Origin of the sequence: Leclercia sp. LSNIH8 (genome assembly GCF_002920195.1) — a bacterium.
Taxonomy (GTDB): domain Bacteria; phylum Pseudomonadota; class Gammaproteobacteria; order Enterobacterales; family Enterobacteriaceae; genus Enterobacter.
Genome location: NZ_PQJY01000004.1, coordinates 491,428 through 514,704, shown reverse-complemented (window position 1 = coordinate 514,704; position 23,277 = coordinate 491,428). Strand labels below are relative to the sequence as shown.

General features: G+C 54.9%; 25 protein-coding genes, 1 pseudogene and 1 other annotated feature. Of the genes and pseudogenes, 15 read left to right on the top strand and 11 right to left on the bottom strand.

Features of this window, described 5'->3' with window-relative positions; all coding sequences use genetic code 11:
• Positions 1 to 32: 32 nt before the first annotated feature.
• The 4 genes from ymiC to topA form a co-directional block, all read right to left on the bottom strand.
• Positions 33 to 134: a small membrane protein YmiC gene (ymiC, locus tag C3406_RS26515; RefSeq protein WP_231604113.1), complete on the bottom strand. Its 102-nt coding sequence runs from the start codon at positions 132 to 134 to the stop codon at positions 33 to 35.
• A gap of 298 nt (positions 135 to 432) precedes the next feature.
• Positions 433 to 573 carry a YmiA family putative membrane protein gene (locus tag C3406_RS14545; RefSeq protein ID WP_220436256.1) on the bottom strand — a complete coding sequence of 47 codons (141 nt, stop codon included), beginning with the start codon at positions 571 to 573 and terminating at the stop codon, positions 433 to 435.
• A gap of 334 nt (positions 574 to 907) precedes the next feature.
• Entirely contained in the window at positions 908 to 1,882 is a 975-nt protein-coding gene (cysB, locus tag C3406_RS14540) for an HTH-type transcriptional regulator CysB (protein WP_032611190.1), read from the bottom strand.
• A gap of 186 nt (positions 1,883 to 2,068) precedes the next feature.
• Positions 2,069 to 4,663 carry a type I DNA topoisomerase gene (topA, locus tag C3406_RS14530; protein ID WP_103822246.1) on the bottom strand — a complete coding sequence of 865 codons (2,595 nt, stop codon included), beginning with the start codon at positions 4,661 to 4,663 and terminating at the stop codon, positions 2,069 to 2,071.
• Between the two features lie 396 nt (positions 4,664 to 5,059).
• Between topA and C3406_RS14525 the strand changes: the two genes are divergently transcribed.
• The gene (locus C3406_RS14525) at positions 5,060 to 5,311 is read left to right on the top strand and encodes a YciN family protein (RefSeq protein ID WP_103822247.1); all 252 of its coding nucleotides are present in this window, start codon (positions 5,060 to 5,062) and stop codon (positions 5,309 to 5,311) included.
• Between the two features lie 39 nt (positions 5,312 to 5,350).
• Here the strand turns inward: C3406_RS14525 and sohB are convergent, their stop codons facing one another.
• On the bottom strand, positions 5,351 to 6,397 hold the full coding sequence (gene sohB, locus C3406_RS14520; RefSeq protein ID WP_103822248.1) for a protease SohB: 1,047 nt from the start codon (positions 6,395 to 6,397) through the stop codon (positions 5,351 to 5,353).
• A gap of 249 nt (positions 6,398 to 6,646) precedes the next feature.
• Here sohB and C3406_RS14515 point away from each other — a divergent pair, with 249 nt between their 5' ends.
• On the top strand, positions 6,647 to 7,408 hold the full coding sequence (locus tag C3406_RS14515) for a YciK family oxidoreductase (RefSeq protein WP_103822249.1): 762 nt from the start codon (positions 6,647 to 6,649) through the stop codon (positions 7,406 to 7,408).
• The gene (gene cobO / locus C3406_RS14510) at positions 7,405 to 7,995 is read left to right on the top strand and encodes a cob(I)yrinic acid a,c-diamide adenosyltransferase (protein ID WP_103179892.1); all 591 of its coding nucleotides are present in this window, start codon (positions 7,405 to 7,407) and stop codon (positions 7,993 to 7,995) included. The genes C3406_RS14515 and cobO overlap by 4 nt, the downstream gene beginning before the upstream one ends.
• Positions 7,996 to 8,027: 32 nt before the next feature.
• On the opposite strand, the gene rluB is transcribed toward cobO, so the two are convergent.
• From rluB to rnm, 5 genes are all read right to left on the bottom strand, one after another.
• Positions 8,028 to 8,906 carry a 23S rRNA pseudouridine(2605) synthase RluB gene (gene rluB, locus C3406_RS14505; RefSeq protein ID WP_103822250.1) on the bottom strand — a complete coding sequence of 293 codons (879 nt, stop codon included), beginning with the start codon at positions 8,904 to 8,906 and terminating at the stop codon, positions 8,028 to 8,030.
• A gap of 258 nt (positions 8,907 to 9,164) precedes the next feature.
• The gene (locus C3406_RS14500; protein ID WP_103822251.1) at positions 9,165 to 9,656 is read right to left on the bottom strand and encodes an Hcp family type VI secretion system effector; all 492 of its coding nucleotides are present in this window, start codon (positions 9,654 to 9,656) and stop codon (positions 9,165 to 9,167) included.
• 248 nt (positions 9,657 to 9,904) lie between these two features.
• The gene (locus C3406_RS14490) at positions 9,905 to 10,426 is read right to left on the bottom strand and encodes a DUF2778 domain-containing protein (RefSeq protein WP_103822253.1); all 522 of its coding nucleotides are present in this window, start codon (positions 10,424 to 10,426) and stop codon (positions 9,905 to 9,907) included.
• A gap of 202 nt (positions 10,427 to 10,628) precedes the next feature.
• Positions 10,629 to 11,249, bottom strand: a complete 621-nt coding sequence (locus C3406_RS14485; protein ID WP_103179897.1) for an L-threonylcarbamoyladenylate synthase — start codon at positions 11,247 to 11,249, stop codon at positions 10,629 to 10,631.
• The gene (rnm, locus tag C3406_RS14480) at positions 11,246 to 12,127 is read right to left on the bottom strand and encodes an RNase RNM (RefSeq protein WP_103822254.1); all 882 of its coding nucleotides are present in this window, start codon (positions 12,125 to 12,127) and stop codon (positions 11,246 to 11,248) included. Before rnm ends, C3406_RS14485 begins: the two co-directional genes overlap by 4 nt.
• A 137-nt stretch (positions 12,128 to 12,264) precedes the next feature.
• On the opposite strand from rnm, the gene trpL reads away from it, so the two are divergent.
• From trpL to C3406_RS14440, 9 genes are all read left to right on the top strand, one after another.
• On the top strand, positions 12,265 to 12,309 hold the full coding sequence (trpL, locus tag C3406_RS26870) for a trp operon leader peptide (protein ID WP_106993556.1): 45 nt from the start codon (positions 12,265 to 12,267) through the stop codon (positions 12,307 to 12,309).
• Positions 12,286 to 12,380, top strand: a sequence feature (Trp leader region). Its footprint overlaps the gene before it by 24 nt.
• Positions 12,381 to 12,404: 24 nt before the next feature.
• Positions 12,405 to 13,967, top strand: coding sequence for an anthranilate synthase component 1 (locus tag C3406_RS14475; protein ID WP_103822255.1), 1,563 nt, complete (start codon positions 12,405 to 12,407; stop codon positions 13,965 to 13,967).
• The gene (gene trpD, locus C3406_RS14470; protein ID WP_103179900.1) at positions 13,967 to 15,562 is read left to right on the top strand and encodes a bifunctional anthranilate synthase glutamate amidotransferase component TrpG/anthranilate phosphoribosyltransferase TrpD; all 1,596 of its coding nucleotides are present in this window, start codon (positions 13,967 to 13,969) and stop codon (positions 15,560 to 15,562) included. Before C3406_RS14475 ends, trpD begins: the two co-directional genes overlap by 1 nt.
• 3 nt (positions 15,563 to 15,565) lie before the next feature.
• On the top strand, positions 15,566 to 16,924 hold the full coding sequence (gene trpCF, locus C3406_RS14465; protein ID WP_103822256.1) for a bifunctional indole-3-glycerol-phosphate synthase TrpC/phosphoribosylanthranilate isomerase TrpF: 1,359 nt from the start codon (positions 15,566 to 15,568) through the stop codon (positions 16,922 to 16,924).
• Positions 16,925 to 16,934: 10 nt separating this feature from the next.
• On the top strand, positions 16,935 to 18,128 hold the full coding sequence (gene trpB, locus C3406_RS14460) for a tryptophan synthase subunit beta (RefSeq protein WP_103822257.1): 1,194 nt from the start codon (positions 16,935 to 16,937) through the stop codon (positions 18,126 to 18,128).
• Complete coding sequence (gene trpA / locus C3406_RS14455) at positions 18,128 to 18,937, top strand: tryptophan synthase subunit alpha (protein ID WP_103822258.1); 810 nt, start codon at positions 18,128 to 18,130, stop codon at positions 18,935 to 18,937. Before trpB ends, trpA begins: the two co-directional genes overlap by 1 nt.
• 158 nt (positions 18,938 to 19,095) lie before the next feature.
• Positions 19,096 to 20,307: a selenium metabolism membrane protein YedE/FdhT gene (yedE, locus tag C3406_RS14450; protein WP_103822259.1), complete on the top strand. Its 1,212-nt coding sequence runs from the start codon at positions 19,096 to 19,098 to the stop codon at positions 20,305 to 20,307.
• Complete coding sequence (yedF, locus tag C3406_RS14445) at positions 20,304 to 20,537, top strand: sulfurtransferase-like selenium metabolism protein YedF (RefSeq protein WP_103822260.1); 234 nt, start codon at positions 20,304 to 20,306, stop codon at positions 20,535 to 20,537. Before yedE ends, yedF begins: the two co-directional genes overlap by 4 nt.
• A gap of 104 nt (positions 20,538 to 20,641) precedes the next feature.
• On the top strand, positions 20,642 to 20,914 hold the full coding sequence (locus C3406_RS14440) for an ElaB/YgaM/YqjD family protein (RefSeq protein WP_103179906.1): 273 nt from the start codon (positions 20,642 to 20,644) through the stop codon (positions 20,912 to 20,914).
• A 32-nt stretch (positions 20,915 to 20,946) separates the two neighbouring features.
• Here C3406_RS14440 and ompW read toward each other — a convergent pair whose 3' ends face one another.
• On the bottom strand, positions 20,947 to 21,579 hold the full coding sequence (gene ompW, locus C3406_RS14435) for an outer membrane protein OmpW (RefSeq protein WP_103822261.1): 633 nt from the start codon (positions 21,577 to 21,579) through the stop codon (positions 20,947 to 20,949).
• Positions 21,580 to 21,804: 225 nt separating this feature from the next.
• On the opposite strand from ompW, the pseudogene C3406_RS14430 reads away from it, so the two are divergent.
• The 3 genes and pseudogenes from C3406_RS14430 to C3406_RS14420 all read left to right on the top strand — a co-directional run.
• Positions 21,805 to 21,894, top strand: a pseudogene (locus tag C3406_RS14430) (YkgJ family cysteine cluster protein); the annotation flags it as partial.
• A gap of 25 nt (positions 21,895 to 21,919) precedes the next feature.
• Positions 21,920 to 22,663, top strand: coding sequence for a YciC family protein (locus tag C3406_RS14425; RefSeq protein WP_103822262.1), 744 nt, complete (start codon positions 21,920 to 21,922; stop codon positions 22,661 to 22,663).
• 57 nt (positions 22,664 to 22,720) lie between these two features.
• Positions 22,721 to 23,260, top strand: a complete 540-nt coding sequence (locus tag C3406_RS14420; protein WP_103179909.1) for a septation protein A — start codon at positions 22,721 to 22,723, stop codon at positions 23,258 to 23,260.
• Positions 23,261 to 23,277: the final 17 nt, after the last annotated feature.

The following is a 23,277-nucleotide window of genomic DNA, read 5'->3' as shown; positions in this document are numbered from 1 at the left end:
AAAAAGCCCCGCGGGCGCGAGGCTTTCATCGTTCAGTGTAGGGTGAGCCAGATTAGCTGGCACCAGAAGAGGATCGAGAGGGAAAAGGCGGCCATCCACGACCAGTATTTAGCTCCGGATATATTATTCATCATTGCGGCACCACGCTTTATTAATTTATTGCTCGCTGAGTTTGTCTCAGTTCGGTATTGCTGATGTGTATTTATTAAAGAGTACAAAAGCGCATCGGATTATTATCGCTCAGCGCTGATAATAAGAATTATTGTTTTTTGTCTTCGTCTTCTGCGAAGAGATCAATGAAGGCTTGTTGCACAGGCGACAGCTTCCAGGATGCCGGGACGTTATCTGCAGATCCATTACGGACTTTGCGACGCGTGTCACGCTGCTGACATACAGGCTTCACTGCTTCACTACGCCCCTGAACCGCCATGCTTAACCCCAGAATTTCCAGATAAGTAAAGCCACCACTACCCAAAACAGGGTGGAACCGAGAAACACCGCCAGCCAGGCTTTGCGCTTAAGTCCTGGGTCCCTTTGCGGCTCGTGACGTCCTGACGGCATTGCTAACCCCATACAATCGATTTCGCTTATCATTTGAATACCAAACAATTGGTATAAGTAATCGTAGTTGAGATAAATCCTAAAGAAACTTTAGTCGAAGATCCAGTGAATTTACGAATCGTCTGGTGTGAAATAGTTAATCTTTTGAGCGGAAATATATAAATGAAACGTGGGATTTGCATAGCGGCAAAATATTTTCTATTTTTGTCACATTTTTACAACTGACTCATGAAAAAACGCCGTAACGTTATGGTTATTGTGAGAAATGAAAGCAGATCGGAGGGATTTAATTCAGGTCTTAAGAGAAATAACGGTATCTCTCCCGAAGGAAAGATACCGGAGGTTATTATTTTTCTGGCAGCTTGATATCTTTGAACATCGCTTCGATATCTTCGTTAGAGCGCAGCGCCACCGCCGTATCCACCACGTCACGGGTCAGATGTGGCGCAAATCGTTGAATAAAATCATACATATAACTACGCAGGAAGGTGCTACGGCGGAAACCAATTTTGGTCGTGCTGTGGCCGAATACGCCCTGGGTATCCAGACGCACTAAATCCGGATCGGCAACAGGATCCACCGCCATGCTGGCAATAACCCCGACGCCAAGACCCAGCCGCACGTAGGTTTTGATCACATCGGCATCGGTGGCGGTAAAGACGATCCGCGGCGTAAGCCCCGCGCGATTAAAGGCGGTATCGAGTTCCGAGCGGCCCGTAAAGCCAAAGGTGTACGTCACCAGTGGGTACTGCGCCAGTTCTTCAATGGACACCGACGTTTTTGCCGCCAGCGGATGTTCCGGCGTCACCACAATCGAACGGTTCCAGTGATAGCAAGGCAGCATCACCAGATCGTCATACAGGTGCAGCGCCTCGGTGGCGATAGCAAAGTCCGCATTACCCTTGGAGACCGCTTCGGCAATTTGCGTCGGCGAGCCCTGATGCATATGCAACGAGACGCGAGGATAGCGCTCGATAAAGCCTTTGATCACCCCTGGCAACGCGTAGCGCGCCTGTGTGTGGGTGGTGGCGATATATAACGAGCCTTTATCCGGCCAGGTGTGCTCTCCGGCAACGGATTTAATGGCATCGACCTTCGACAGCACTTCGCGGGCGATGCGGATAATCTCCTGTCCTGCTGGCGTCACCTGGGTAAGGTGCTTACCACTGCGGGCGAAAATCTGGATCCCCAGCTCATCTTCAAGCATGCGTACCTGCTTACTGATGCCGGGTTGCGAAGTGTAAAGACCTTCTGCGGTGGAGGAGACGTTAAGGTTGTGGTTGACCACCTCAACGATATAGCGGAGCTGCTGTAGTTTCATGCCAGACCATCCGATTTAGCGCACACGGGCAATCGCTTAAGACGATTTGATAATAAAGAAAGGGTTAACTATAACCACTATATCACTTATATCTTTGCTGTATAGCCCGGAACAAAAAATAATAACCCGGCAATAAAAAAGGGCCGGAATACCGGCCCTTTTGAGGTAACTTAGCGTAAATTAAAGCTATTTCTTGCCTTCAACCCATTTGCCGTCAACATAAAATGCTGACCAGCCGGTGGCTTTACCCTCTTTCTCAGCAGCGACATATTGCTGCTTGGTTTTACGGCTAAAACGCACAACGGTCTTATTACCTTCTGCATCCTGCTGCGGTGCATCGGCCAGATAACGCAGTTTTTCTGGCAGGCGATCGCGGAAGCGGTAAAGCTCCTCAACCAGCGGCGCACGTGTTTCACGCGATTTCGGGAAGGTGTTCGCCGCCAGGAAGACGCCCGCAGCACCGTCACGCAGAACAAAGTACGCATCGGATTTTTCACACGGCAGCTCCGGCAACGGAACCGGATCTTCCTTCGGCGGAGCCACTTCACCGTTACGCAGGATCTTACGCGTGTTTTTGCAGTCGTCATTGGTGCAGGCCATGTACTTACCAAAACGCCCCATTTTCAGGTGCATTTCAGAACCACACTTCTCGCATTCCACAATCGGACCGTCATAACCCTTGATGCGGAACTCACCCTCTTCAATCTCGTAACCGTCGCAGGTCGGGTTGTTACCACAGACATGCAGCTTACGTTTCGGATCGATGAGGTAGCTGTCCATCGCTGTGCCGCACTTATTGCAGCGGCGTTTGGCGCGTAATGCGTTGGTTTCCGCATCGTCGCCTTCCAGCACGTTCAGCACTTCGTTTTCCGGCACCAGGTTGATGGTGGTTTTGCAGCGCTCCTTCGGGGACAACGCATAGCCTGAGCAACCGAGGAAGACACCGGTCGTGGCGGTACGAATCCCCATCTTACGGCCGCAGGTCGGACAGTCGATGCTGGTCAGCACCATCTGGTTCGGCTGCATACCGCCTTCTTCCGGGTCTTTTTCCGCTTTATCCAGCTGCTTGGTGAAGTCGCTGAAGAAGCTGTCCAGCACCTTCTTCCACTCGGCTTCATGGTTAGCCACCTGGTCAAGGCTGTTTTCCATCTGCGCGGTAAAATCGTAGTTCATCAGCTCGCGGAAGTTATCTTCCAGGCGATCGGTGACGATTTCACCCATTTTCTCCGCATAGAAACGGCGGTTTTCCGCGCGCACATAGCCGCGATCCTGAATGGTCGAGATGATCGACGCATAGGTCGACGGACGACCGATACCACGTTTTTCCAGCTCTTTCACCAGTGAGGCTTCGCTGAAGCGTGCCGGCGGCTTGGTGAAGTGCTGGGCCGGGGTCAGCTCAATCAGGGTAAGTTCATCCCCGGCGTTGACCGCTGGCAGGGTTTTATCTTCATCACCTTTACGCAGCGCTGGCATCACTTTGGTCCAGCCATCGAAACGCAGGATACGTCCACGCGCCTTGAGGCGGAAATCGCCCGCGCCGACGGTCAGCGTGGTGGAGTCATACTGCGCCGGGGTCATCTGACAGGCAACAAACTGGCGCCAGATCAGCTGATACAGTTTTTGCGCATCGGCTTCCATGTCCTTAAGGGATTCCGCCAGCACAGAGACATCAGAAGGACGAATCGCTTCGTGCGCTTCCTGGGAGTTCTCTTTGCTGTTGTACTGATTGGCGCTTTCCGGCAGGTATTTCTTACCGAAATTGTCGCCAATGTAATCACGGACCATGTTGACGGCATCCTGGCTCAGGTTGGTGGAGTCAGTACGCATATAGGTGATGTGACCCGCTTCATACAGACGCTGCGCCATCATCATGGTTTTTTTCACGCCATAGCCCAGACGGGTGCTGGCCGCCTGCTGCAATGTGGAGGTGATAAACGGTGCGCCAGGTTTGCTGCTGGTCGGTTTGTCTTCACGATCCAGTACCTGATAACGCGCTTTTTCCAGCAGCGCTACCGCGGCCATGGTCTGTTCGCGATTTTCAGGACGGAACGGCTTATCGTTCTGGTGCGACACTTCCAGCGGCAAGGTGTCGCCGCCCGGCGTGGTCACGCTGGCGTCAACTTCCCAGAACTCTTCTGGCACGAACGCTTTGATTTCGCGTTCCCGTTCAACCACCAGACGCACGGCAACAGACTGTACGCGGCCTGCGGAGAGGCCACGCGCAATCTTTTTCCACAGCAGTGGAGAAACCATGTAACCCACGACGCGGTCCATAAAGCGGCGCGCCTGCTGAGCGTTGACGCGGTCGATATTCAGCTCACCCGGCTTTTCAAACGCCTGGCGGATCGCGTTTTTAGTAATTTCGTTAAACACTACGCGGCTATAGCGTGTGTCATCGCCCCCGATCACCTCCCGCAGGTGCCATGCAATGGCCTCCCCTTCGCGGTCAAGGTCGGTTGCGAGATAGATGTGGTCGGCTTTTTCCGCCAGCTGTTTCAGCTCGGAGACGACTTTCTCTTTACCCGGCAGTACTTCGTACTGTGCCTGCCAGTTATCCCATGGGTTAACTCCCATGCGATTTACGAGCGCGCTACGTTCATCCTTTTTAGGCTTTTTGGCCCCTTTGGTGGAGGTAGAGTCGGCGCTCTTCTTGGCTGAGCCACTGGTCGGCAGATCGCGGATATGACCGACGCTGGACTTAACCACGTAGTCACTACCCAAATACTTATTGATCGTTTTGGCTTTTGCCGGGGACTCAACGATAACGAGAGCTTTACCCATATTCACCTTTACCTAATTTGTTTCTTCCAGGAATACGTCGCGTGAGTTCACCTTCCACTGGCGACGAGACATTTATATAACGACGCCACGAGTGGATATCAACCCCGTTTGCCGTTCAGTCATAAAATCGACATCACATAAGCAGTTGAGTTGACGCGATTTTTCTCGCTCCAGTATAACCACACGACGAGATTTAGGTCGAATGTCAAGCAAATCTGTTGCCAGAATGACGAAAGCGCACACTCTACCTGATAAAATCCGTTACGCAACTTTATTAGCATGCAAAAGCAAATCACGCCAGCGCTGTACCTCTTGCCCTGGAGGGGGCAAAACGGGGAAAATTTGCTCCCGGGACCGCGGCGGCATAGACTAATATCACTGTTTAAGGAGTGGATAATGCAGCAAAATACCCAACCCATTGACCGTGAAACGTTGCTTGCTGAAGCAAATAAACTCATTCGTGAACATGACGACACCATGGCAGGGATCGAAGCCACTGGCGTTGAACAGCGCAATGGTGTGCTGGTGTTCAGCGGAGAGTACTTTCTCGATGAGCAGGGGTTACCGACCCCGCGCAGCACGGCGGTATTTAATATGTTTAAATACCTCGCCCATGTCTTATCTGAGAAGTACCACCTGGTTGATTGATTGATGCAAAAACGCGAGGCAAATGCCTCGCGTTTTTATTCACAGCAGCGGTTTCTGCCCTCGCTGCAGCCAGCGCAGCAGCAGACGATCCGCGCTCTCTGCGGCGCTGTTAGTAAAGCGGTCCATCAGCTTTTTACGGCGCGTATAGCGCACGCCCACCAGCTCGCGGCCCTCCATCAGCGACAGCAGCAGATCGTCGCTGGTTCCCACCTCGTCCACCAGCCCCTTTTCCAGCGCCTGAGTACCGTACCAGTGCTCGCCGGTGGCGACCTCGTCGATATTCAGCGTGGGTCGCATCTGCTTCACAAACCCTTTGAACAGCTGATGGGTGTCATTGAGATCTTCACGGAATTTCTGTCGCCCCTCTTCGGTGTTTTCACCCAGCAGGGTCAGCGTGCGCTTGTACTGACCCGCCGTGTGAAGCTCGACATCGATATCTTTATTTTTCAGGAAACGATTGAAGTTAGGGATCTGCGCCACCACGCCAATCGAACCAATAATAGAGAAAGGCGCCGCGACAATTTTGTCGGCCACGCAAGCCATCATATAACCGCCGCTGGCAGCGACTTTATCCACCGCCACCGTCAGCGGGATATGTTTGTCACGCAGACGTTGCAGCTGTGAGGAGGCCAGCCCGTAACCATGCACCACCCCACCCGGGCTTTCGAGACGCAGCACCACCTGGTCTTCGGCTCTTGCCACCGCCAACACCGCGGTGATCTCCTCGCGCAGGGAGGAGACTTCATGGGCGTCCATGCTGCCTTTGAAGTCCAGCACATAGACCCGCGGCTTTGCCACCTCCGGATGGAGTTCCTGCTTTGCTTTCTGCTTTGCCGCTTTCGCGTCAAGTTTGTGCTTTTTCTTCTGCGCTTTGTGCCACTGCTTTTGCTGATGCGCATCAAGCAGCGCCACTGACATCTCTTCCTTCATCTCAGTGTACTGCTCGCTTAAGCGGGTAATGCGCAACTCGCCGCGCTGACGTTTGCGCTGCGTCAGGTTAACAATCAGAACGGCGATCACCGCAATGGCAATCACCACCGTCGCAATTTTGGCCAGAAATAAACCGTACTCAGAAAGTAATTCCACGCGTCCACCTTGGTTTAACCACTTGTTTTCACACCCAGTGTACAACAGCCTTCACCAGGCGTCTCTTACCTGACGATACCCTTGCGAGCCCTCTTCAGAAATGTTTATTTATGGATGAAATATTTGCAAATTGTTAATTTTACAGCGAACTCTCCGGTAGACTGATTGTAATCAGCCGCGCTTTCGGGCATAAAGCCGAAAAGAGACCGCACAGCATGGGCCGCGCCAACGCGCGCCAGAGGAGTGACCTTGCACTATCAACCGAAAAAAGATCTACTGCAAAACCGTATTATTCTGGTCACGGGAGCCAGCGACGGCATTGGCCGCGAAGCGGCGCTGACCTACGCCCGCCACGGTGCGCGCCTGATTCTGCTGGGACGTAATGAAGATAAATTGCGCGACGTCGCGCAGGCGATCGCCAGTGAAGGCGGCGCGCCGACCCGCGAATATGTTCTCGACCTGTTAACCTGTACCCCACAGAGCTGCCGGGAACTTGCCGAACGCATTGCTGCTGAGTATCCCCGTCTGGACGGGGTGCTGCATAATGCGGGCTTCCTCGGCGAAGTGCGGCCAATGGAGGAGCAAACCCCAGAGATCTGGCAGCAGGTGATGCAGGTAAATGTTAACGGCACCTTTTTCCTTACCCAGGCACTGCTTCCTTTATTACTGAAGTCCGATTCCGGCTCGCTGGTGTTTACCACATCCAGCGTCGGGCGTCAGGGTCGGGCTAACTGGGGCGCCTATGCCGCCTCGAAATTTGCCACCGAAGGGATGATGCAGGTCCTGGCCGAGGAATATCAGAGCCGCCATCTGCGCGTCAACTGTATCAATCCCGGCGGGACACGCACCAGCATGCGCGCCAGCGCGTTCCCGACAGAAGATCCGCTGAAACTGAAAACCCCTGCCGATATCATGCCGCTCTATCTGTGGCTGATGGGCGACGACAGCCGCCGGAAAACCGGCATGACCTTTGATGCCCAACCCGGCCGTAAACCAGGAATATCGCAATGAGTGATGAACGTCATCAGCAGCGCCAGCAGCGCCTGAAAGAGCAGGTCGATGCCCGCGTTGCCGCAGCTCAGGATGAGCGCGGGATTATTATTGTCTTTACCGGTAACGGCAAAGGTAAAACCACCGCGGCCTTTGGTACGGCGACCCGCGCCGTGGGTCACGGGCAAAAGGTGGGTGTGATCCAGTTCATCAAAGGCGAGTGGCCTAACGGCGAGCGTAATCTGCTGGAGCCGCAGGGTGTGGAGTTTCAGGTTATGGCGACCGGCTTTACCTGGGACACGCAAAACCGCGACACTGACACCGCGGCCTGCCTGGCGGTCTGGGAGCATGCAAAGCGCATGCTGGCGGATACCACGTTGAATATGGTTCTGCTCGATGAGATCACCTATATGGTGGCCTACGACTATTTACCGTTACAGGAAGTGGTTGATGCGCTGAACAACCGACCGGCGCACCAGACGGTGATTATTACCGGGCGCGGCTGTCATCGGGATCTTATGGAGATGGCGGATACGGTCAGCGAGTTACGCCCGGTGAAACACGCCTTTGATGCAGGCGTTAAAGCGCAAATCGGCATCGACTATTAACAAAAAACCCGGCCAGGCCGGGTTTTGTTTTTTTAGCCGTTGTTGTTACGGCTGCCAGAGCGGCGATTATTGCCGCTGACCTGGCTGTGACGTTTGACCGCCCGGCGGATCTGGTTCGCCTTCATACGGCGACGATCTTTTTCTACCGCCACTTTCGAGGAGGTTTCCGGCGCCAGCTGCACCAGCTCACGCAGATAGTTAGTCTGGGTTAAATCCAGCTCGGTATAGCCACCACGTGGCAGGCCCTTCGGCAGAAGAATGTCACCGTAACGGACGCGGATCAGGCGGCTAACCTGCACGCCAACGGCTTCCCACAGGCGACGCACCTCGCGGTTACGGCCTTCGGTCAGGGTGACGTTGTACCACTGGTTAATACCTTCACCACCGGTAAACTTGATGGTTTTAAACGCTGCCGGGCCATCTTCGAGCTGCACGCCCCGGGAGAGTTCACGGATCTTATTGTCGTCAACTTCACCAAACACGCGAACCGCGTACTCACGCTCCACCTCACGGCTTGGGTGCATCAGACGGTTTGCCAGTTCACCGTCGGTGGTGAACAGCAACAGGCCACAGGTGTTAACATCCAGACGACCTACAGCGATCCAGCGCGCACCGCGCAGTTTTGGCAGGCGGTCGAATACGGTTGGGCGACCTTCTGGATCGTTGCGGGTGCAGAGCTCGCCTTCCGGCTTGTAGTAAGCCAGTACGCGGCAGATTTGCTCGGCAGACTCTTTCACCGAGATCAGGTGGCCATCGATACGGATTTTCAGACCTGGTACGATTTCCACACGGTCGCCCAGCGTGGCGATTTTACCGTCCACACTGACACGACCTGCTTCGATAATGGTTTCGATTTCACGGCGTGAACCGTGGCCGGCGCGGGCCAGCACTTTCTGTAATTTCTCGCTCATTGAGCTTCCTTCAGGTGTCGCCTTCACAGGCGTCTGGTATACATTCGAAAACAAGGAGTTAAGCGCGATTCGGCCTTAACTCAATGATCTGTAAATCTTTCACAGCACACATAATGGCAGACAATACGTCTCGCCCAGTGATTCATGGCCGCACATACTACATGAATTTTAGACTAAATGATTCAACAAGTTTTGCGCAGCAGCGTTCTGGTGCTGGTAACCTGAAGCAAACCCAACGATTTGGGCAGGCAGATCTTCTCAGGCTGTAGGACGCTCGTTCCAGGCATCAGTGAACTGAATGTTGCCATCCACGATACGCCAGGTGATTTTTTCATACTGAATACTGACGCTTTCTACATGATTCATTTTATCGTTGCCCGATAATTTTACGTTAGGTACAGCGCAGTTAACGCCAGTGATCTTCACGTTTTCCATCAACACCGTGTAATAGCAGACTTCCTGCCCTGCGTCGTTAATGTGATAAAACCTGATCTCGGCACTTTTCAACGTCTGCCCTGTAGCAGCCGCTTTATAAAGGTAGGGGGTGGAACTATCTACCTCCTTTTCGATCATCATAGATGAGTGCTGACGTGTACCGGTAATTTTACCGTTGGCACTGTCAACAGGCAGGTGGATGCCATGACTCAGACCGATAATTTCGACGCTGCCTTCACGGTTCTGAATATCTACAGACCCTTTAATATCTGCGCCACCATCGTCTTTAAGCCACATATACGGAGGGATTGGCATTTTATTTGCTCCTTAATTTTTTGATTAACTTCATTGTCATAACATAGATAAATATAGCCACAGGTAAGATAGAAATTATGTGAATGTATAAATACAGATCATAAAAATTATCCGCACCGATTTCGTCAGGCCCATAAATAAGATGACCAATGCGTGTGGCTAAATCATCGTTAAACCAGAGTTCAGGATCGCCTATCAAACGGCCTACAACTATAAATAATGTAATAAAATAAATAACTTTACTTAATCTACAAACGAATGTTGTTATAACCACCAGCAACTACCTCCACCCATCCTCTGGCCATCAACGCCCGCATACAGGGGACCTGAACAAGTGATGTATTCATAAGCGCATTATAAATCATCGCAAAATCAGAATTATGGGCGATTGTTATACAGCCTTTTGACGAAGCACCGGGGTGCAACCGGAAGCTACCGCGCTTAACACCCTCTATCCAAGTATTATCGTCTATTCCCCAATCATCTCGCCACAAGGCAAACCAATCCGATTTACCAAAAGGGCTGATATTCAGTATTCTCTTTGTAAAATCTTTAATTTCAAGTTGCTTTTGCGAGAACCAGTTCCCCTCATGCCGATCCACAATCCAATACTTACCGGGCGGAATTGGGCCATTGTCAGGAATATTTCGGCATCCGCCATTGTTACGGCAAACGCCTTTACCTGAATGTGCCATAAACACACCCACACCGTACAAATTAAACGGTGCATAGTCTGCTCCGTTCAGAATTAATGTTCCTCGTAACGCCATAGACAACCCTTTTATCTATAAATATGTGTTCACTTATCGTATATCTACATATTCATGCGGGAATAGGGTTATTCCGGACACGGGCTAATTTTCAGATAATAACAAGATATTAAATGTGCGTGGGAAATAAGCTAAGCATTAATAGCAGGGCCATTATAACAGGAGAATTCATGCTATATAGATGGCCCTAAAAGAATGGAGATTACAAGAAAGGCTTCACATCCCCCACTCCTTCACGCAGCACAACCGGGGCATCTTCCGTTAAATCGATCACCGTGGTCGGCTGTTGGCCGAGATAGCCGCCGTGAATCACCAGCTCAACCTGTTTCTCCAGGCGGTCTTTGATCTCATCGGGATCGGATTCCGTAAAGTCGCTGCCCGGTAGCATCAGCGAGGTGGAGAGCATCGGCTCGCCGAGCGTCTCGAGCAGCGCCTGAGCAATCGGGTTTGACGGCACGCGCATCCCGATGGTTTTGCGTTTTTCCTGCAGCAGGCGGCGCGGCACCTCTTTCGTCCCTTTGAGGATAAAGGTGTAATTACCCGGCGTGTTATTTTTGATCAACCGAAACGCCACGTTATCCACGTAGGAGTAGGTCGATAACTCAGAGAGATCGCGACACATCAGGGTGAAGTTATGCCCGTTAGGCAGATTGCGGATCCGGCAGATACGCTCCATCGCGTTTTTGTCTTCGATCTTACAGCCCAGCGCATAGCCTGAGTCAGTTGGATAGACAATAACGCCACCCTTACGCACGATCTCCACGGCCTGATTAATCAAACGCGGCTGCGGATTGTCAGGATGGATATAAAAAAATTGGCTCATACTACCCTCTCTTCAATTGGCGTTGGCTGCTCCCAGAGTTGCCACACCGGCTCGACGCCAGCGGGTAACCAGAGCTTGCGTCCCAGCTCTATCCAGGGACAAGGCTGATGAAAATCAGAGCCCTGGGAGGCAAGGAGTCCATACTGGCGGGCATATTCAGCCAGCTGACTGCGCTCGTTGGGCGCCTGCTGACACTGAGCGACTTCCATCGCCTCTCCGCCGTGTTCGGCAAAGTAAGCCAGCAGACGTTTCAGCCATTTGGCGGAAAGGTTATACCGCCCCGGATGGGCCAGTACCGCCTTACCACCAGAATAATGAATGACATCAATAGCTTGTTCTATTGTACACCACTGGGGAGGAACGTATCCGGTTTTCCCACGGGCGAGATATTTTTTAAACACATCCGCAATGTTATTTGCTTTCCCGGCTTCAATCAGAAAACGGGCAAAGTGGGCGCGGGTCACCGCCCCGCCATTCGCCAGACGCAGGGCCCCTTCCCACGCGCCGGGAATGTGAGCCTTCTCCAGACGTTCGGCGATCATCTCTGCCCGCTGTACGCGCCGCGTTTTTTGTTCATCCAGGAACGCACAGAGGGTCGGGTTCTCAATATCGATGTTTAACCCGACGATATGGATCTCGTGATTTTCCCAGACGGTGGAAATCTCCACGCCGTTGATTAAGGTCAGAGGCAATCCGCTGCGGGCAATTTCCGCCCGCGCGGCCGCAATGGCCTCGGTGGTGTCGTGATCGGTAATGGCCAGCGTGCCCACGCGCATCTCATGGGCACGATGGACTAGCTCTTCAGGCGTAAGCAGGCCATCGGAGGCCTGGGTATGGCTGTGTAAATCATAAATCACTGCGTAATTCGTGTCGCTCAAAGCGGCTCCCGTCACTGCTCGTCAATATCTGCGCCGCCATCATAACGGCATGTGGTGAAATTCTGAAATCGGGGGTTGACAATAAGCCATCGAACTAGTTAACTAGTACGCAAGTTCACTCAACGAGGTATCTGAAAATGACCGCACATTTCACTCTGCATGGCTGGTGGCGCACTTCCTGATAATCGGGCAGTGTCGTACGTCTGCGTCATGCATACAGATACCTGGCCCGCCACTGAGCGGGCTTTTTTATGAACAGAATAAAGAGAACAACATAATGCAAACAGCCAAACCGAATCTCGAACTGCTGACCCGTGAGGCGGCGTATCGCCATAATCCCACAGCCCTCTTCCATCAGGTGTGCGGCGCGCGACCTGCCACGCTACTGCTGGAGTCGGCGGATATCGACAGTAAAGACGATCTGAAAAGCCTGCTGCTGGTCGACAGCGCCCTGCGCATCACCGCCCTGGGCAACACCGTCACCCTGAAGGCACTTTCTGAAAACGGTGCGGCCCTGCTGTCGCTGCTGGACAATGTCCTGCCCGCGGGCATTGAGAACGAACATCGCCCGGACCAGCGGATCCTGCACTTCCCGCCGGTGAGCCAGCTGCTGGATGAAGATGCCCGCCTCTGTTCACTGTCGGTGTTTGATGCCTTCCGCCTGCTGCAAAACCTGGTGAACGTACCGGAAAGCGAGCGCGAAGCGATGTTCTTTGGCGGGCTGTTTGCCTATGACCTGGTGGCCGGTTTCGAAGAGCTGCCGGAGCTGGAGCAGGGCAATCGCTGTCCGGACTACTGCTTCTATCTGGCGGAAACCTTAATGGTGATCGACCACCAGAAAAAATACACCCGCATTCAGGCTAGCCTGTTTACCCCGTTACTGGCGGAGAAGCAGCGCCTGGAGCAGCGCATCGCCCAGCTGCAGGAGCAGATGAATGAAGCCCCGCCGGAACTGCCGGTGCAGCGCGTGGAGCAGATGCGTTGTGACGTCAGCCAGACGGACGACGAGTACGGCGCGGTGGTGCGCCAGATGCAGAAAGCCATTCGCGCAGGCGAGATCTTCCAGGTGGTGCCGTCCCGTCGTTTTTCCCTGCCCTGCCCGTCGCCGCTGGCGGCCTACGACGTGCTGAAAAAGAGTAACCCCAGCCCCTACATGTTCTTTATGCAGGATAATGATTTCACCCTGTTCGGCGCCTCGCCGGAGAGCTCCCTGAAGTACGACGCCACCAACCGTCAGATTGAAATCTATCCGATTGCCGGTACCCGTCCGCGCGGTCGTCGTGCCGACGGTTCCCTGGATCGCGACCTCGACAGCCGCATTGAGCTGGAGATGCGCACCGACCAGAAAGAGATGTCCGAACACCTGATGCTGGTGGACCTGGCCCGTAACGATCTGGCGCGCATCTGCACCCCGGGTAGCCGTTACGTGGCCGATTTAACCAAAGTCGATCGCTACTCCTTCGTGATGCACCTGGTCTCCCGCGTGGTGGGCGAGCTGCGACAGGATCTGGACGTGCTGCACGCCTACCGCGCCTGCATGAATATGGGCACCCTGAGCGGCGCGCCGAAAGTCCGCGCCATGCAGCTGATTGCCGAGGCCGAAGGCCGTCGTCGCGGCAGCTACGGCGGCGCGGTGGGCTACTTCACCGCCCACGGCGATCTGGATACCTGTATCGTGATCCGCTCCGCCTACGTTGAAGAAGGCATTGCCACCGTCCAGGCGGGCGCGGGCATCGTTCTCGACTCGGTTCCGCAGTCTGAAGCTGACGAAACCCGCAATAAAGCCCGCGCGGTACTGCGCGCCATTGCGACTGCCCATCACGCACAGGAGATTTTCTGATGGCTGACATTCTGCTGCTCGATAATATCGACTCCTTTACCTATAACCTGGCGGATCAGCTGCGTGCTAACGGTCACAACGTGGTGATTTACCGTAACCATGTCCCGGCCCAGACCTTAATCGACCGTCTGGCCACCATGCAAAACCCGGTGCTGATGCTCTCCCCGGGGCCTGGCGCGCCGAGCGAAGCGGGCTGTATGCCGGAGCTGCTGACCCGCCTGCGCGGCAAACTGCCGATCATCGGTATCTGCCTGGGCCATCAGGCGATTGTAGAGGCTTATGGCGGCTACGTCGGCCAGGCCGGTGAGATCCTGCACGGGAAAGCCTCCAGCATTGAGCACGACGGCCAGGCGATGTTTGCCGGGCTGATGAACCCGCTGCCGGTGGCGCGTTATCACTCGCTGGTGGGCAGCAACATTCCGGCGGGCCTGACTATTAACGCCCATTACAACGGGATGGTGATGGCGGTGCGTCACGACGCGGATCGGGTTTGCGGGATGCAGTTCCACCCGGAATCCATTCTGACCTCCCAGGGCGCGCGCCTGCTGGAGCAGACCCTGAACTGGGCGCTGCAGAAACTGGAGCAGACCAACACCCTGCAGCCGATTCTGGAAAAACTCTACCAGGCGCAAACCCTGAGCCAGCAGGAGAGCCACCAGCTCTTCTCCGCCGTGGTACGCGGTGAGCTGAAGCCGGAGCAGCTGGCCGCCGCGCTGGTGAGCATGAAAGTGCGCGGTGAACAGCCGCAGGAGATTGCCGGTGCCGCCACCGCATTGCTGGAAAACGCCGCCCCGTTCCCGCGCCCGGACTACCTTTTCGCGGATATCGTCGGTACCGGCGGTGACGGCAGTAACAGCATCAACATCTCTACCGCCAGCGCCTTTGTCGCTGCCGCCTGTGGGCTGAAGGTGGCGAAGCATGGTAACCGCAGCGTCTCCAGCCGTTCCGGCTCGTCGGATCTGCTGGCCGCCTTCGGCATCAACCTGGACATGAACGCGGAGAAATCCCGCGATGCGCTGGACGAACTGGGCGTCTGCTTCCTGTTTGCACCGAAGTATCACACCGGCTTCCGCCATGCCATGCCGGTGCGCCAGCAGCTGAAGACCCGTACCCTGTTTAATGTGCTTGGGCCGCTGATCAACCCGGCGCATCCGCCGCTGGCGCTGATTGGCGTCTACAGCCCGGAACTGGTGCTGCCGATCGCCGAAACCCTGCGCGTGCTCGGTTATCAACGTGCGGCGGTGGTCCACAGCGGCGGGATGGACGAAGTCTCGCTCCATGCGCCAACGCTGGTGGCCGAACTGCACAACGGTGAAATCAAAAACTACCAGCTTGACGCAGCAGACTTTGGTCTAACCCCGTATCACCAGGAACAACTTGCGGGCGGCACCCCGGAAGAAAACCGTGACATTCTGACCCGCCTGTTACAAGGTAAAGGTGAGCCAGCGCATGAGGCCGCTGTCGCCGCTAACGTCGCCATGCTGATGCGTCTGCACGGCGAAGAGGATTTACAGGTCAACGCGCAAAAAGTGATTGATGTGTTGCGCTCCGGCGCAGCCTACGACCGAGTGACCGCACTTGCGGCAAGAGGGTAAACAATGCAGACCGTATTAGCGAAAATCGTTGCCGATAAGGCCATCTGGGTTGAAGCGCGGAAACAGCAGCAGCCGCTCGCCAGTTTCCAGAATGACGTGGTACCAAGCAGCCGTCGTTTTTATGAGGCCCTGCAGGGCGCGCGCACCGCATTTATCCTGGAGTGCAAAAAGGCCTCCCCGTCGAAAGGGGTGATCCGCGACGATTTCGACCCGGCGAAGATCGCCGCCATCTATAAGCACCACGCTTCGGCTATTTCGGTGCTGACCGATGAGAAATATTTTCAGGGAAGTTTTGATTTTCTGCCCATCGTCAGCGGTATCGCGCCGCAGCCGATTTTGTGCAAAGACTTTATCATCGACCCGTATCAAATCTGGCTGGCGCGTTTTTATCAGGCCGACGCCTGCCTGCTGATGCTCTCGGTCCTGGACGATGAACAGTACCGCCAGCTTGCCGCGGTCGCGCACAGCCTGAACATGGGTGTGCTGACCGAAGTGAGCAACGAAGAGGAGCTGAAGCGTGCTATCGCCCTCGAGGCAAAAGTGGTCGGGATCAATAACCGCGACCTGCGCGATCTCTCCATCGACCTGAACCGCACCCGCCAACTGGCGCCGCGTCTGGGCGCAGGCGTAACGGTGATTAGCGAGTCCGGCATCAACAGTTATGCCCAGGTTCGCGAGCTGAGCCACTTCGCCAACGGCTTCCTGATTGGGTCGGCGATGATGGAGCAGGACGATCTCAGCGCCGCGGTACGTCGCGTGCTGCTGGGGGAGAACAAGGTCTGCGGCCTGACGCGTCCACAGGATGCCGCCGCGGCTTATGAAGCGGGCGCCATTTACGGCGGGCTGATCTTCGTTGATGCCTCCCCGCGCAACGTGACCGAGGCGCAGGCGCGCGAGGTGATCGCCGCCGCCCCGTTACAGTATGTGGGCGTCTTCCGCAATGGTGCCATTGAACAGGTGGCTGCCACGGCAGAGTCGCTTTCCCTGGCCGCCGTCCAGCTGCACGGCAGCGAAGATCAGGCGTATATCGATGCCCTGCGTGAAAGGCTTAAACCGCAGGTGCAAATCTGGAAAGCGCTGAGCGTGGCCGAAAACTTGCCGCCTCGCACACTGCGACATGTTGATAAGTATGTGCTGGATAACGGCCAGGGCGGAACCGGGCAGCGTTTTGACTGGTCACTGCTCAACGGCGAGAAGCTGGATAACGTCCTGCTCGCCGGGGGCTTAAGCCCCGATAACTGCGTTGAAGCCGCCAAAGCGGGCTGCGCAGGTCTCGATTTTAATTCAGGCGTTGAGTCGCAGCCGGGCATAAAAGATGCCAGCAAACTGGCTTCGGTGTTCAAAACGCTGCGTGCATATTAAGGAAGAGAAGATGACCACATTATTAAACCCTTATTTTGGCGAATTCGGCGGTATGTATGTACCGCAAATCCTGATGCCCGCCCTGCGCCAGCTTGAAGAGGCGTTCGTGAGTGCGCAAAAAGATCCGCTCTTCCAGGCTGAGTTCACCGACCTGCTGAAAAACTACGCCGGACGTCCGACGGCCCTGACCAAATGCCGTAACCTGACCGAGGGAACGAAAACCACGCTGTACCTGAAGCGTGAAGATCTGCTCCACGGCGGCGCGCATAAAACCAACCAGGTGCTGGGTCAGGCGCTGCTGGCAAAACGGATGGGTAAAACCGAAATCATTGCCGAAACCGGGGCCGGTCAGCACGGTGTGGCATCGGCGCTGGCCAGCGCCCTGCTCGGCCTGAAATGCCGTATCTACATGGGGGCAAAAGACGTTGAGCGCCAGTCGCCGAACGTCTTCCGTATGCGTCTGATGGGTGCGGAAGTGATCCCGGTGCACAGTGGCTCGGCCACCCTGAAAGATGCCTGTAACGAGGCGCTGCGCGACTGGTCCGGTAACTATGAAAACGCCCACTATATGCTGGGCACCGCCGCGGGCCCGCACCCGTTCCCGACTATTGTGCGTGAATTCCAGCGCATGATCGGTGAAGAGACCAAAGCGCAGATCCTCGAAAAAGAGGGTCGCCTGCCGGATGCGGTGATCGCCTGCGTGGGCGGCGGCTCAAACGCCATCGGCATGTTTGCTGACTTCATCGACGATACCCGCGTGGGGCTGATTGGCGTCGAACCTGCCGGTCACGGGATTGAAACCGGTGAACACGGTGCGCCGTTGAAGCATGGCCGCGTGGGCATCTACTTCGGCATGAAGGCGCCGATGATGCAGACCGACGAAGGCCAGATTGAAGAGTCCTACTCCATCTCTGCCGGGCTGGACTTCCCGTCCGTCGGGCCACAGCACGCGCACCTGAACAGCATTGGCCGTGCCGAGTACGTATCCATTACCGATGACGAAGCGCTGGAGGCGTTCAAAACCCTGTGCCGTAAAGAGGGGATCATTCCGGCGCTGGAGTCCTCGCACGCGCTGGCCCATGCCCTGAAAATGATTAAAGAGAACCCGGAAAAAGAGCAACTGCTGGTGGTCAACCTTTCCGGTCGCGGTGATAAAGACATCTTCACCGTTCACGATATTCTGAAAGCACGAGGGGAAATCTGATGGAACGTTACGATAACGTGTTTGCTGAACTTAAAACCCGCAAGGAAGGCGCGTTTGTTCCCTTCGTCACGCTGGGCGACCCCTCTCCGGAGCAGTCGCTGAAAATCATCGACGCCCTGGTTGAAGCGGGTGCCGATGCGCTGGAGTTGGGCATTCCCTTCTCCGATCCGTTGGCGGATGGCCCGACCATTCAGAGTGCCACCCTGCGCGCCTTTGCCGCAGGCGTGACCCCGACCCAGTGCTTCGAGATGCTGGCAACCATCCGTCAGAAATACCCGGCAATGCCCATCGGCCTGCTGATGTATGCCAACCTGGTCTTTAACCGCGGTATCGATGAGTTCTACGCCGAGTGCGCGCGCGTGGGCGTGGATTCCGTGCTGGTCGCCGATGTCCCGGTCGAGGAGTCGGCTCCGTTCCGCCAGGCGGCGATGCGACACAACGTTGCGCCGATCTTTATCTGCCCACCGAATGCCGATGATAACCTGCTGCGCCAGATCGCCTCCCACGGTCGCGGCTATACCTACCTGCTGTCCCGCGCCGGGGTGACGGGTGCGGAGAACAAAGCCGCCCTGCCGCTGCACCATCTGGTGGAAAAACTGACGGAGTACAATGCCGCACCGCCGCTGCAGGGCTTTGGTATTTCAGCGCCTGAGCAGGTGACCGCGGCGCTGGGCGCCGGGGCGGCCGGGGCGATTTCCGGCTCGGCAATCGTCAAAATTATCGAGAACAATGTCGATAAGCCTGAACAGATGTTGAGCGAGCTGAAAGCCTTTGTCAGCGCCATGAAAGCCGCAACCCGCCCGCAGTAAAAGAGTCGCCGTCTGGTTTTTTACCAGGCGGCTTCACGCATAAATTGATCCCTTCGATCTTTAACGCAGTTAATCCTTTTCAAACGCGATTCCCGGCGTATCATCCTCACGTTTTATAACACTTCCTCCTTAAACCTTCTGAGTTCAGAGGTTTAACTATGTCATGGCAATATTTTAAGCAGACTTATTTAATTAAGTTCTGGTCACCTGTTCCTGCCGTTATCGCTGCCGGGATCCTCTCCACCTACTATTTTGGCATCACCGGCACTTTCTGGGCGGTTACGGGTGAATTTACCCGTTGGGGCGGACAGTTGCTGCAACTGGCAGGTGTTCACACCGAAACGTGGGGTTACTTCAAACTCATTCACCTTGATGGCTCCCCACTGACACGCATCGACGGCATGATGATCATCGGGATGTTCGGCGGCTGTTTTGCTGCCGCACTTTGGGCCAACAACGTCAAGCTGCGCATGCCGCACAGCCGGATCCGCATCGCCCAGGCGGTGGTTGGCGGTATCATCGCCGGGTTTGGTGCGCGCCTGGCGATGGGCTGTAACCTCGCGGCTTTCTTTACCGGGATCCCACAGTTCTCTCTCCACGCCTGGTTTTTTGCGCTCGCCACCGCCGTCGGCTCGTACTTTGGCGCGCGTTTTACCCTGCTGCCCCTGTTCCGTATTCCGGTCAAAATGCAAAAAGTGAGCGCCGCCTCGCCGTTAACGCAGAAGCCGGATCAGGCCCGTCGTCGCTTTCGTCTTGGTATGCTGGTCTTCTTCGGCATGCTGGCCTGGGCGCTCTGTACCGCGCTAAACCAGCCGAAGCTCGGGCTGGCGATGCTGTTCGGTGTCGGATTTGGTCTGCTTATCGAGCGGGCGCAGATCTGCTTTACCTCCGCGTTTCGCGATATGTGGATCACCGGACGCACCATGATGGCGAAGGCGATTATCGCCGGGATGGCGGTGAGCGCCATCGGGATCTTCAGCTACGTCCAGCTGGGTGTCGCGCCTAAAATCATGTGGGCCGGGCCGAACGCCGTGATCGGCGGGCTACTGTTTGGCTTTGGGATTGTGCTGGCGGGCGGCTGCGAGACCGGGTGGATGTACCGCGCGGTGGAAGGCCAGGTGCACTACTGGTGGGTTGGTCTGGGTAATGTGATTGGCTCGACCCTGCTGGCTTACTGGTGGGATGATTTATCCCCAGCGCTGGCAACGAACTGGGACAAGGTTAATCTTCTCAACACCTTTGGCTCGCTGGGTGGATTGCTGGTGACCTACATTTTGCTGCTGGTCGCCTTTTTGCTGGTGCTGGCGCAGGAGAAACGCTTCTTCCGCCGCGCTGCCATGAAAACTGACATTCGTGAGGAAGCCGCATGAAAGCGATCATTCCCGACTACCGCCTCGATATGCTGGGCGAACCTTGCCCCTACCCGGCGGTTGCCACGCTTGAGGCGATGCCGCAACTGAAAAAGGGCGAGATCCTGGAGGTGGTGAGCGACTGCCCTCAATCCATCAACAATATTCCCCTGGACGCCAGAAACCACGGCTATACGGTACTGGATATCCAACAGGATGGGCCCACCATCCGCTATCTCATCCAAAAATAATAAGAGGGTGGCGCCAGGCCACCCTTTCTTAAGTATTAATCCCATTTTCTCCAGGATATCCCTATTGAGTCTATGCTTTACATTGACTACAAAAGGAGAACGTTATGTCAGACCAAAATCTTGATAATGATGCACAATATGCAGGTGAAAAAGCGAAGAACAAACTGGATGAATTCGCCGGCGCTGCGCAGCAGCAGTTTGGCGAGGCCGTTGATTCGCCAAAACATCAGCTGAAGGGTGCCGGGCGCAAATATGCTGCACAGGCAAGCGACGTTGTTACTGATGTGACCGACGCAGTGAAAAATAACCCCCTTACCGGCCTGATTGCCGCGGGTGCGGTGGGTATTGTTCTTGGCCTGCTGTTAGGGCGTAAGTAAATAAAAAAAGGCCCCTCGGGGCCTTCTTATTTTCAGAAGCGGTATCCCGCCGAGAACATAAACACCCACGGATCCAGACGGGTATTTATATTTTGCTGCTGATCCCCCGCCTTAAAGCGCACTTCGGTGTCGATATCCATGTACCAGACCGACATATTAATCAGCCAGTCACGGTTGATGAGGTAATCCAGCCCCACCTGCCCCGCCATACCCCATGAATCTTTCAGGCTCAGATCGGAAAGGCCAGCCGCTTTACCGGTGTCGTTAAACTTCTCATCAAAAAACGTGGTGTAGTTGACCCCGGCGCCAACGTAGGGGCGAACCTTGCTGCCAGCATCGCCGAAATACCACTGAGCCATCAGCGTCGGCGGCAGATGGTGAACCGTGGCGATATCCCCGGTTGGGCCCGTACCTACTCTGTGGCGAAACGGCGTGGCCGCCAGCAGTTCAACGCCGACGTTATCAGTCGCCATCCAGGTAAAGGTCATCCCCGCCTGGGTATTGTTACTGACGTTAAAACCGCCCAAACCGAGCACATTGTCCGAGCCTTCCGTAGGACGCACCGTCGCCGTCCCGAGACGGAAAAAGAACTCACCTGCTTCGTGGGCCATTGCGCCGCCGGAAAGCGTGCTCAGAATCAGTGCTGCCACCGCTGCTTTTTTCATATCCATTCCCTCGTTATGGTTTTATTCAGGAACGGAATATACCTACAAATGATTAATAAGTGATCTTGCATTGATCACACTAAATTCAGTGATTTAACATTCATTGATCTAAATTAATTTTTTTCACAACTAGCAAAAATTGATAGGCAGGGTCTGGATCAATTTTGCCGTTTCGGACACAAAACGCCCCGCTTGCCTACAACCGCGCAAAATGGCAGCGACGCATTACGGGCGCTTTACAAAGATATGCTTTTCCATACAAGGCTTGATACTGCCACCGTACACTTATCCAGGGTACAATTGCCCGCTAATTAACACCTGCAATACTCAAGGAGAGTGCATGTCTATCACGGCGAAGTCTGTCTACCGTGACACGGGGAATTTTTTCCGCAATCAGTTCGTTACCTTTTTACTGATCGCCTTGTTGTGCGCATTTATCACGGTGGTACTTGGTCATGCTTTTTCGCCGAGTGAGGAGCAGATTGCCAGCCTGAGCGAAGGCGATCAAATCGCCAGCAGCGTTGGTCTGTTTGAGATGGTGCAGAACATGACCCCGGAACAGCAGCAGATCCTGTTGCGGGCTTCTGCGGCCTCGACCTTTTCCGGACTTATCGGCAATGCCATTCTGGCTGGCGGCGTGCTGCTGATGATCCAGCTGGTTTCTGCCGGGCAACGCGTCAGCGCGCTGCGGGCGATAGGTGCCAGCGCGCCGCTGCTGCCCAAGCTGTTTATTCTGATCTTTTTAACCACCATGCTGGTGCAATTAGGGATTATGCTGGTTGTGGTGCCGGGCGTGCTGTTGGCGATTGTGCTCGCCTTCGCCCCCGTAATGATGGTGCAGGACCGCATGGGCATTTTTGTCGCCATGCGTAGCAGTATCCGGCTTGCATGGTCTAATATGCGTCTGGTCGCGCCAGCGGTAATGAGCTGGCTGCTGGCGAAAACTCTGCTGCTGCTGTTTGCACCTAATCTTGCCGTTCTGACGCCTAACGTCGGTGCTGTTGTGGCAAATACCCTGAGCAACCTCATCTCCGCTGTCTTGCTCGTTTATTTGTTCCGCCTGTACACGTTAATTCGCCAGTAATTTTTCTGACGGCCTGTTCAGAACGTACAGGTCATCGCTGATAGATGGAATCGAAGAATGAAGCAGTTTCTTGATTTTTTACCCCTGGTTGTCTTTTTTGCTTTTTATAAGCTGTATGACATTTACGCCGCGACCACTGCCCTGATCGTCGCCACCGCAGTCGTGCTGATTTACAGCTGGGTGCGCTACCGCAAGGTTGAAAAAATGGCCCTGATCACCTTTGTGCTGGTGGCCGTCTTCGGCGGGCTGACCGTCTTTTTCCACAACGATGAGTTCATCAAGTGGAAAGTGACCGTCATTTACGTGCTGTTTGCGGGTGCTCTGCTGTTCAGCCAGTGGGTGATGAAAAAGCCGCTTATCCAGCGCATGCTGGGTAAAGAGCTGGCGCTGCCGCAGGCGGTCTGGTCGCGCCTGAATATCGCCTGGGCGGTGTTCTTTATTCTCTGTGGTCTGGCGAATATCTATATCGCTTTCTGGCTGCCGCAGAACATCTGGGTCAACTTTAAAGTCTTTGGTCTGACCGCCTTAACGCTGATTTTCACCCTACTGAGCGGCATCTATATCTATCGCCACATGCCGCAGGACGACAAGCAGTAATCCTTCCGCCAGGCTTA

Excerpts from the sequence above, each read along its gene's own strand:
- C3406_RS14420 (WP_103179909.1), top strand. The coding sequence starts at position 22,721 with ATGAAGCAGTTTCTTGATTTTTTACCCCTGGTTGTCTTTTTTGCTTTT.
- trpD (WP_103179900.1), top strand. The coding sequence starts at position 13,967 with ATGGCTGACATTCTGCTGCTCGATAATATCGACTCCTTTACCTATAAC.
- trpCF (WP_103822256.1), top strand. The coding sequence starts at position 15,566 with ATGCAGACCGTATTAGCGAAAATCGTTGCCGATAAGGCCATCTGGGTT.
- trpB (WP_103822257.1), top strand. The coding sequence starts at position 16,935 with ATGACCACATTATTAAACCCTTATTTTGGCGAATTCGGCGGTATGTAT.
- C3406_RS14485 (WP_103179897.1), bottom strand. The coding sequence starts at position 11,249 with ATGAGCCAATTTTTTTATATCCATCCTGACAATCCGCAGCCGCGTTTG.
- ymiC (WP_231604113.1), bottom strand. The coding sequence starts at position 134 with ATGATGAATAATATATCCGGAGCTAAATACTGGTCGTGGATGGCCGCC.
- topA (WP_103822246.1), bottom strand. The coding sequence starts at position 4,663 with ATGGGTAAAGCTCTCGTTATCGTTGAGTCCCCGGCAAAAGCCAAAACG.
- C3406_RS14490 (WP_103822253.1), bottom strand. The coding sequence starts at position 10,426 with ATGGCGTTACGAGGAACATTAATTCTGAACGGAGCAGACTATGCACCG.
- rluB (WP_103822250.1), bottom strand. The coding sequence starts at position 8,906 with ATGAGCGAGAAATTACAGAAAGTGCTGGCCCGCGCCGGCCACGGTTCA.
- cobO (WP_103179892.1), top strand. The coding sequence starts at position 7,405 with ATGAGTGATGAACGTCATCAGCAGCGCCAGCAGCGCCTGAAAGAGCAG.
- C3406_RS14440 (WP_103179906.1), top strand. The coding sequence starts at position 20,642 with ATGTCAGACCAAAATCTTGATAATGATGCACAATATGCAGGTGAAAAA.
- C3406_RS14500 (WP_103822251.1), bottom strand. The coding sequence starts at position 9,656 with ATGCCAATCCCTCCGTATATGTGGCTTAAAGACGATGGTGGCGCAGAT.
- cysB (WP_032611190.1), bottom strand. The coding sequence starts at position 1,882 with ATGAAACTACAGCAGCTCCGCTATATCGTTGAGGTGGTCAACCACAAC.
- C3406_RS14475 (WP_103822255.1), top strand. The coding sequence starts at position 12,405 with ATGCAAACAGCCAAACCGAATCTCGAACTGCTGACCCGTGAGGCGGCG.
- C3406_RS14525 (WP_103822247.1), top strand. The coding sequence starts at position 5,060 with ATGCAGCAAAATACCCAACCCATTGACCGTGAAACGTTGCTTGCTGAA.
- C3406_RS14545 (WP_220436256.1), bottom strand. The coding sequence starts at position 573 with ATGGGGTTAGCAATGCCGTCAGGACGTCACGAGCCGCAAAGGGACCCA.
- trpA (WP_103822258.1), top strand. The coding sequence starts at position 18,128 with ATGGAACGTTACGATAACGTGTTTGCTGAACTTAAAACCCGCAAGGAA.
- C3406_RS14425 (WP_103822262.1), top strand. The coding sequence starts at position 21,920 with ATGTCTATCACGGCGAAGTCTGTCTACCGTGACACGGGGAATTTTTTC.
- ompW (WP_103822261.1), bottom strand. The coding sequence starts at position 21,579 with ATGAAAAAAGCAGCGGTGGCAGCACTGATTCTGAGCACGCTTTCCGGC.
- yedF (WP_103822260.1), top strand. The coding sequence starts at position 20,304 with ATGAAAGCGATCATTCCCGACTACCGCCTCGATATGCTGGGCGAACCT.
- yedE (WP_103822259.1), top strand. The coding sequence starts at position 19,096 with ATGTCATGGCAATATTTTAAGCAGACTTATTTAATTAAGTTCTGGTCA.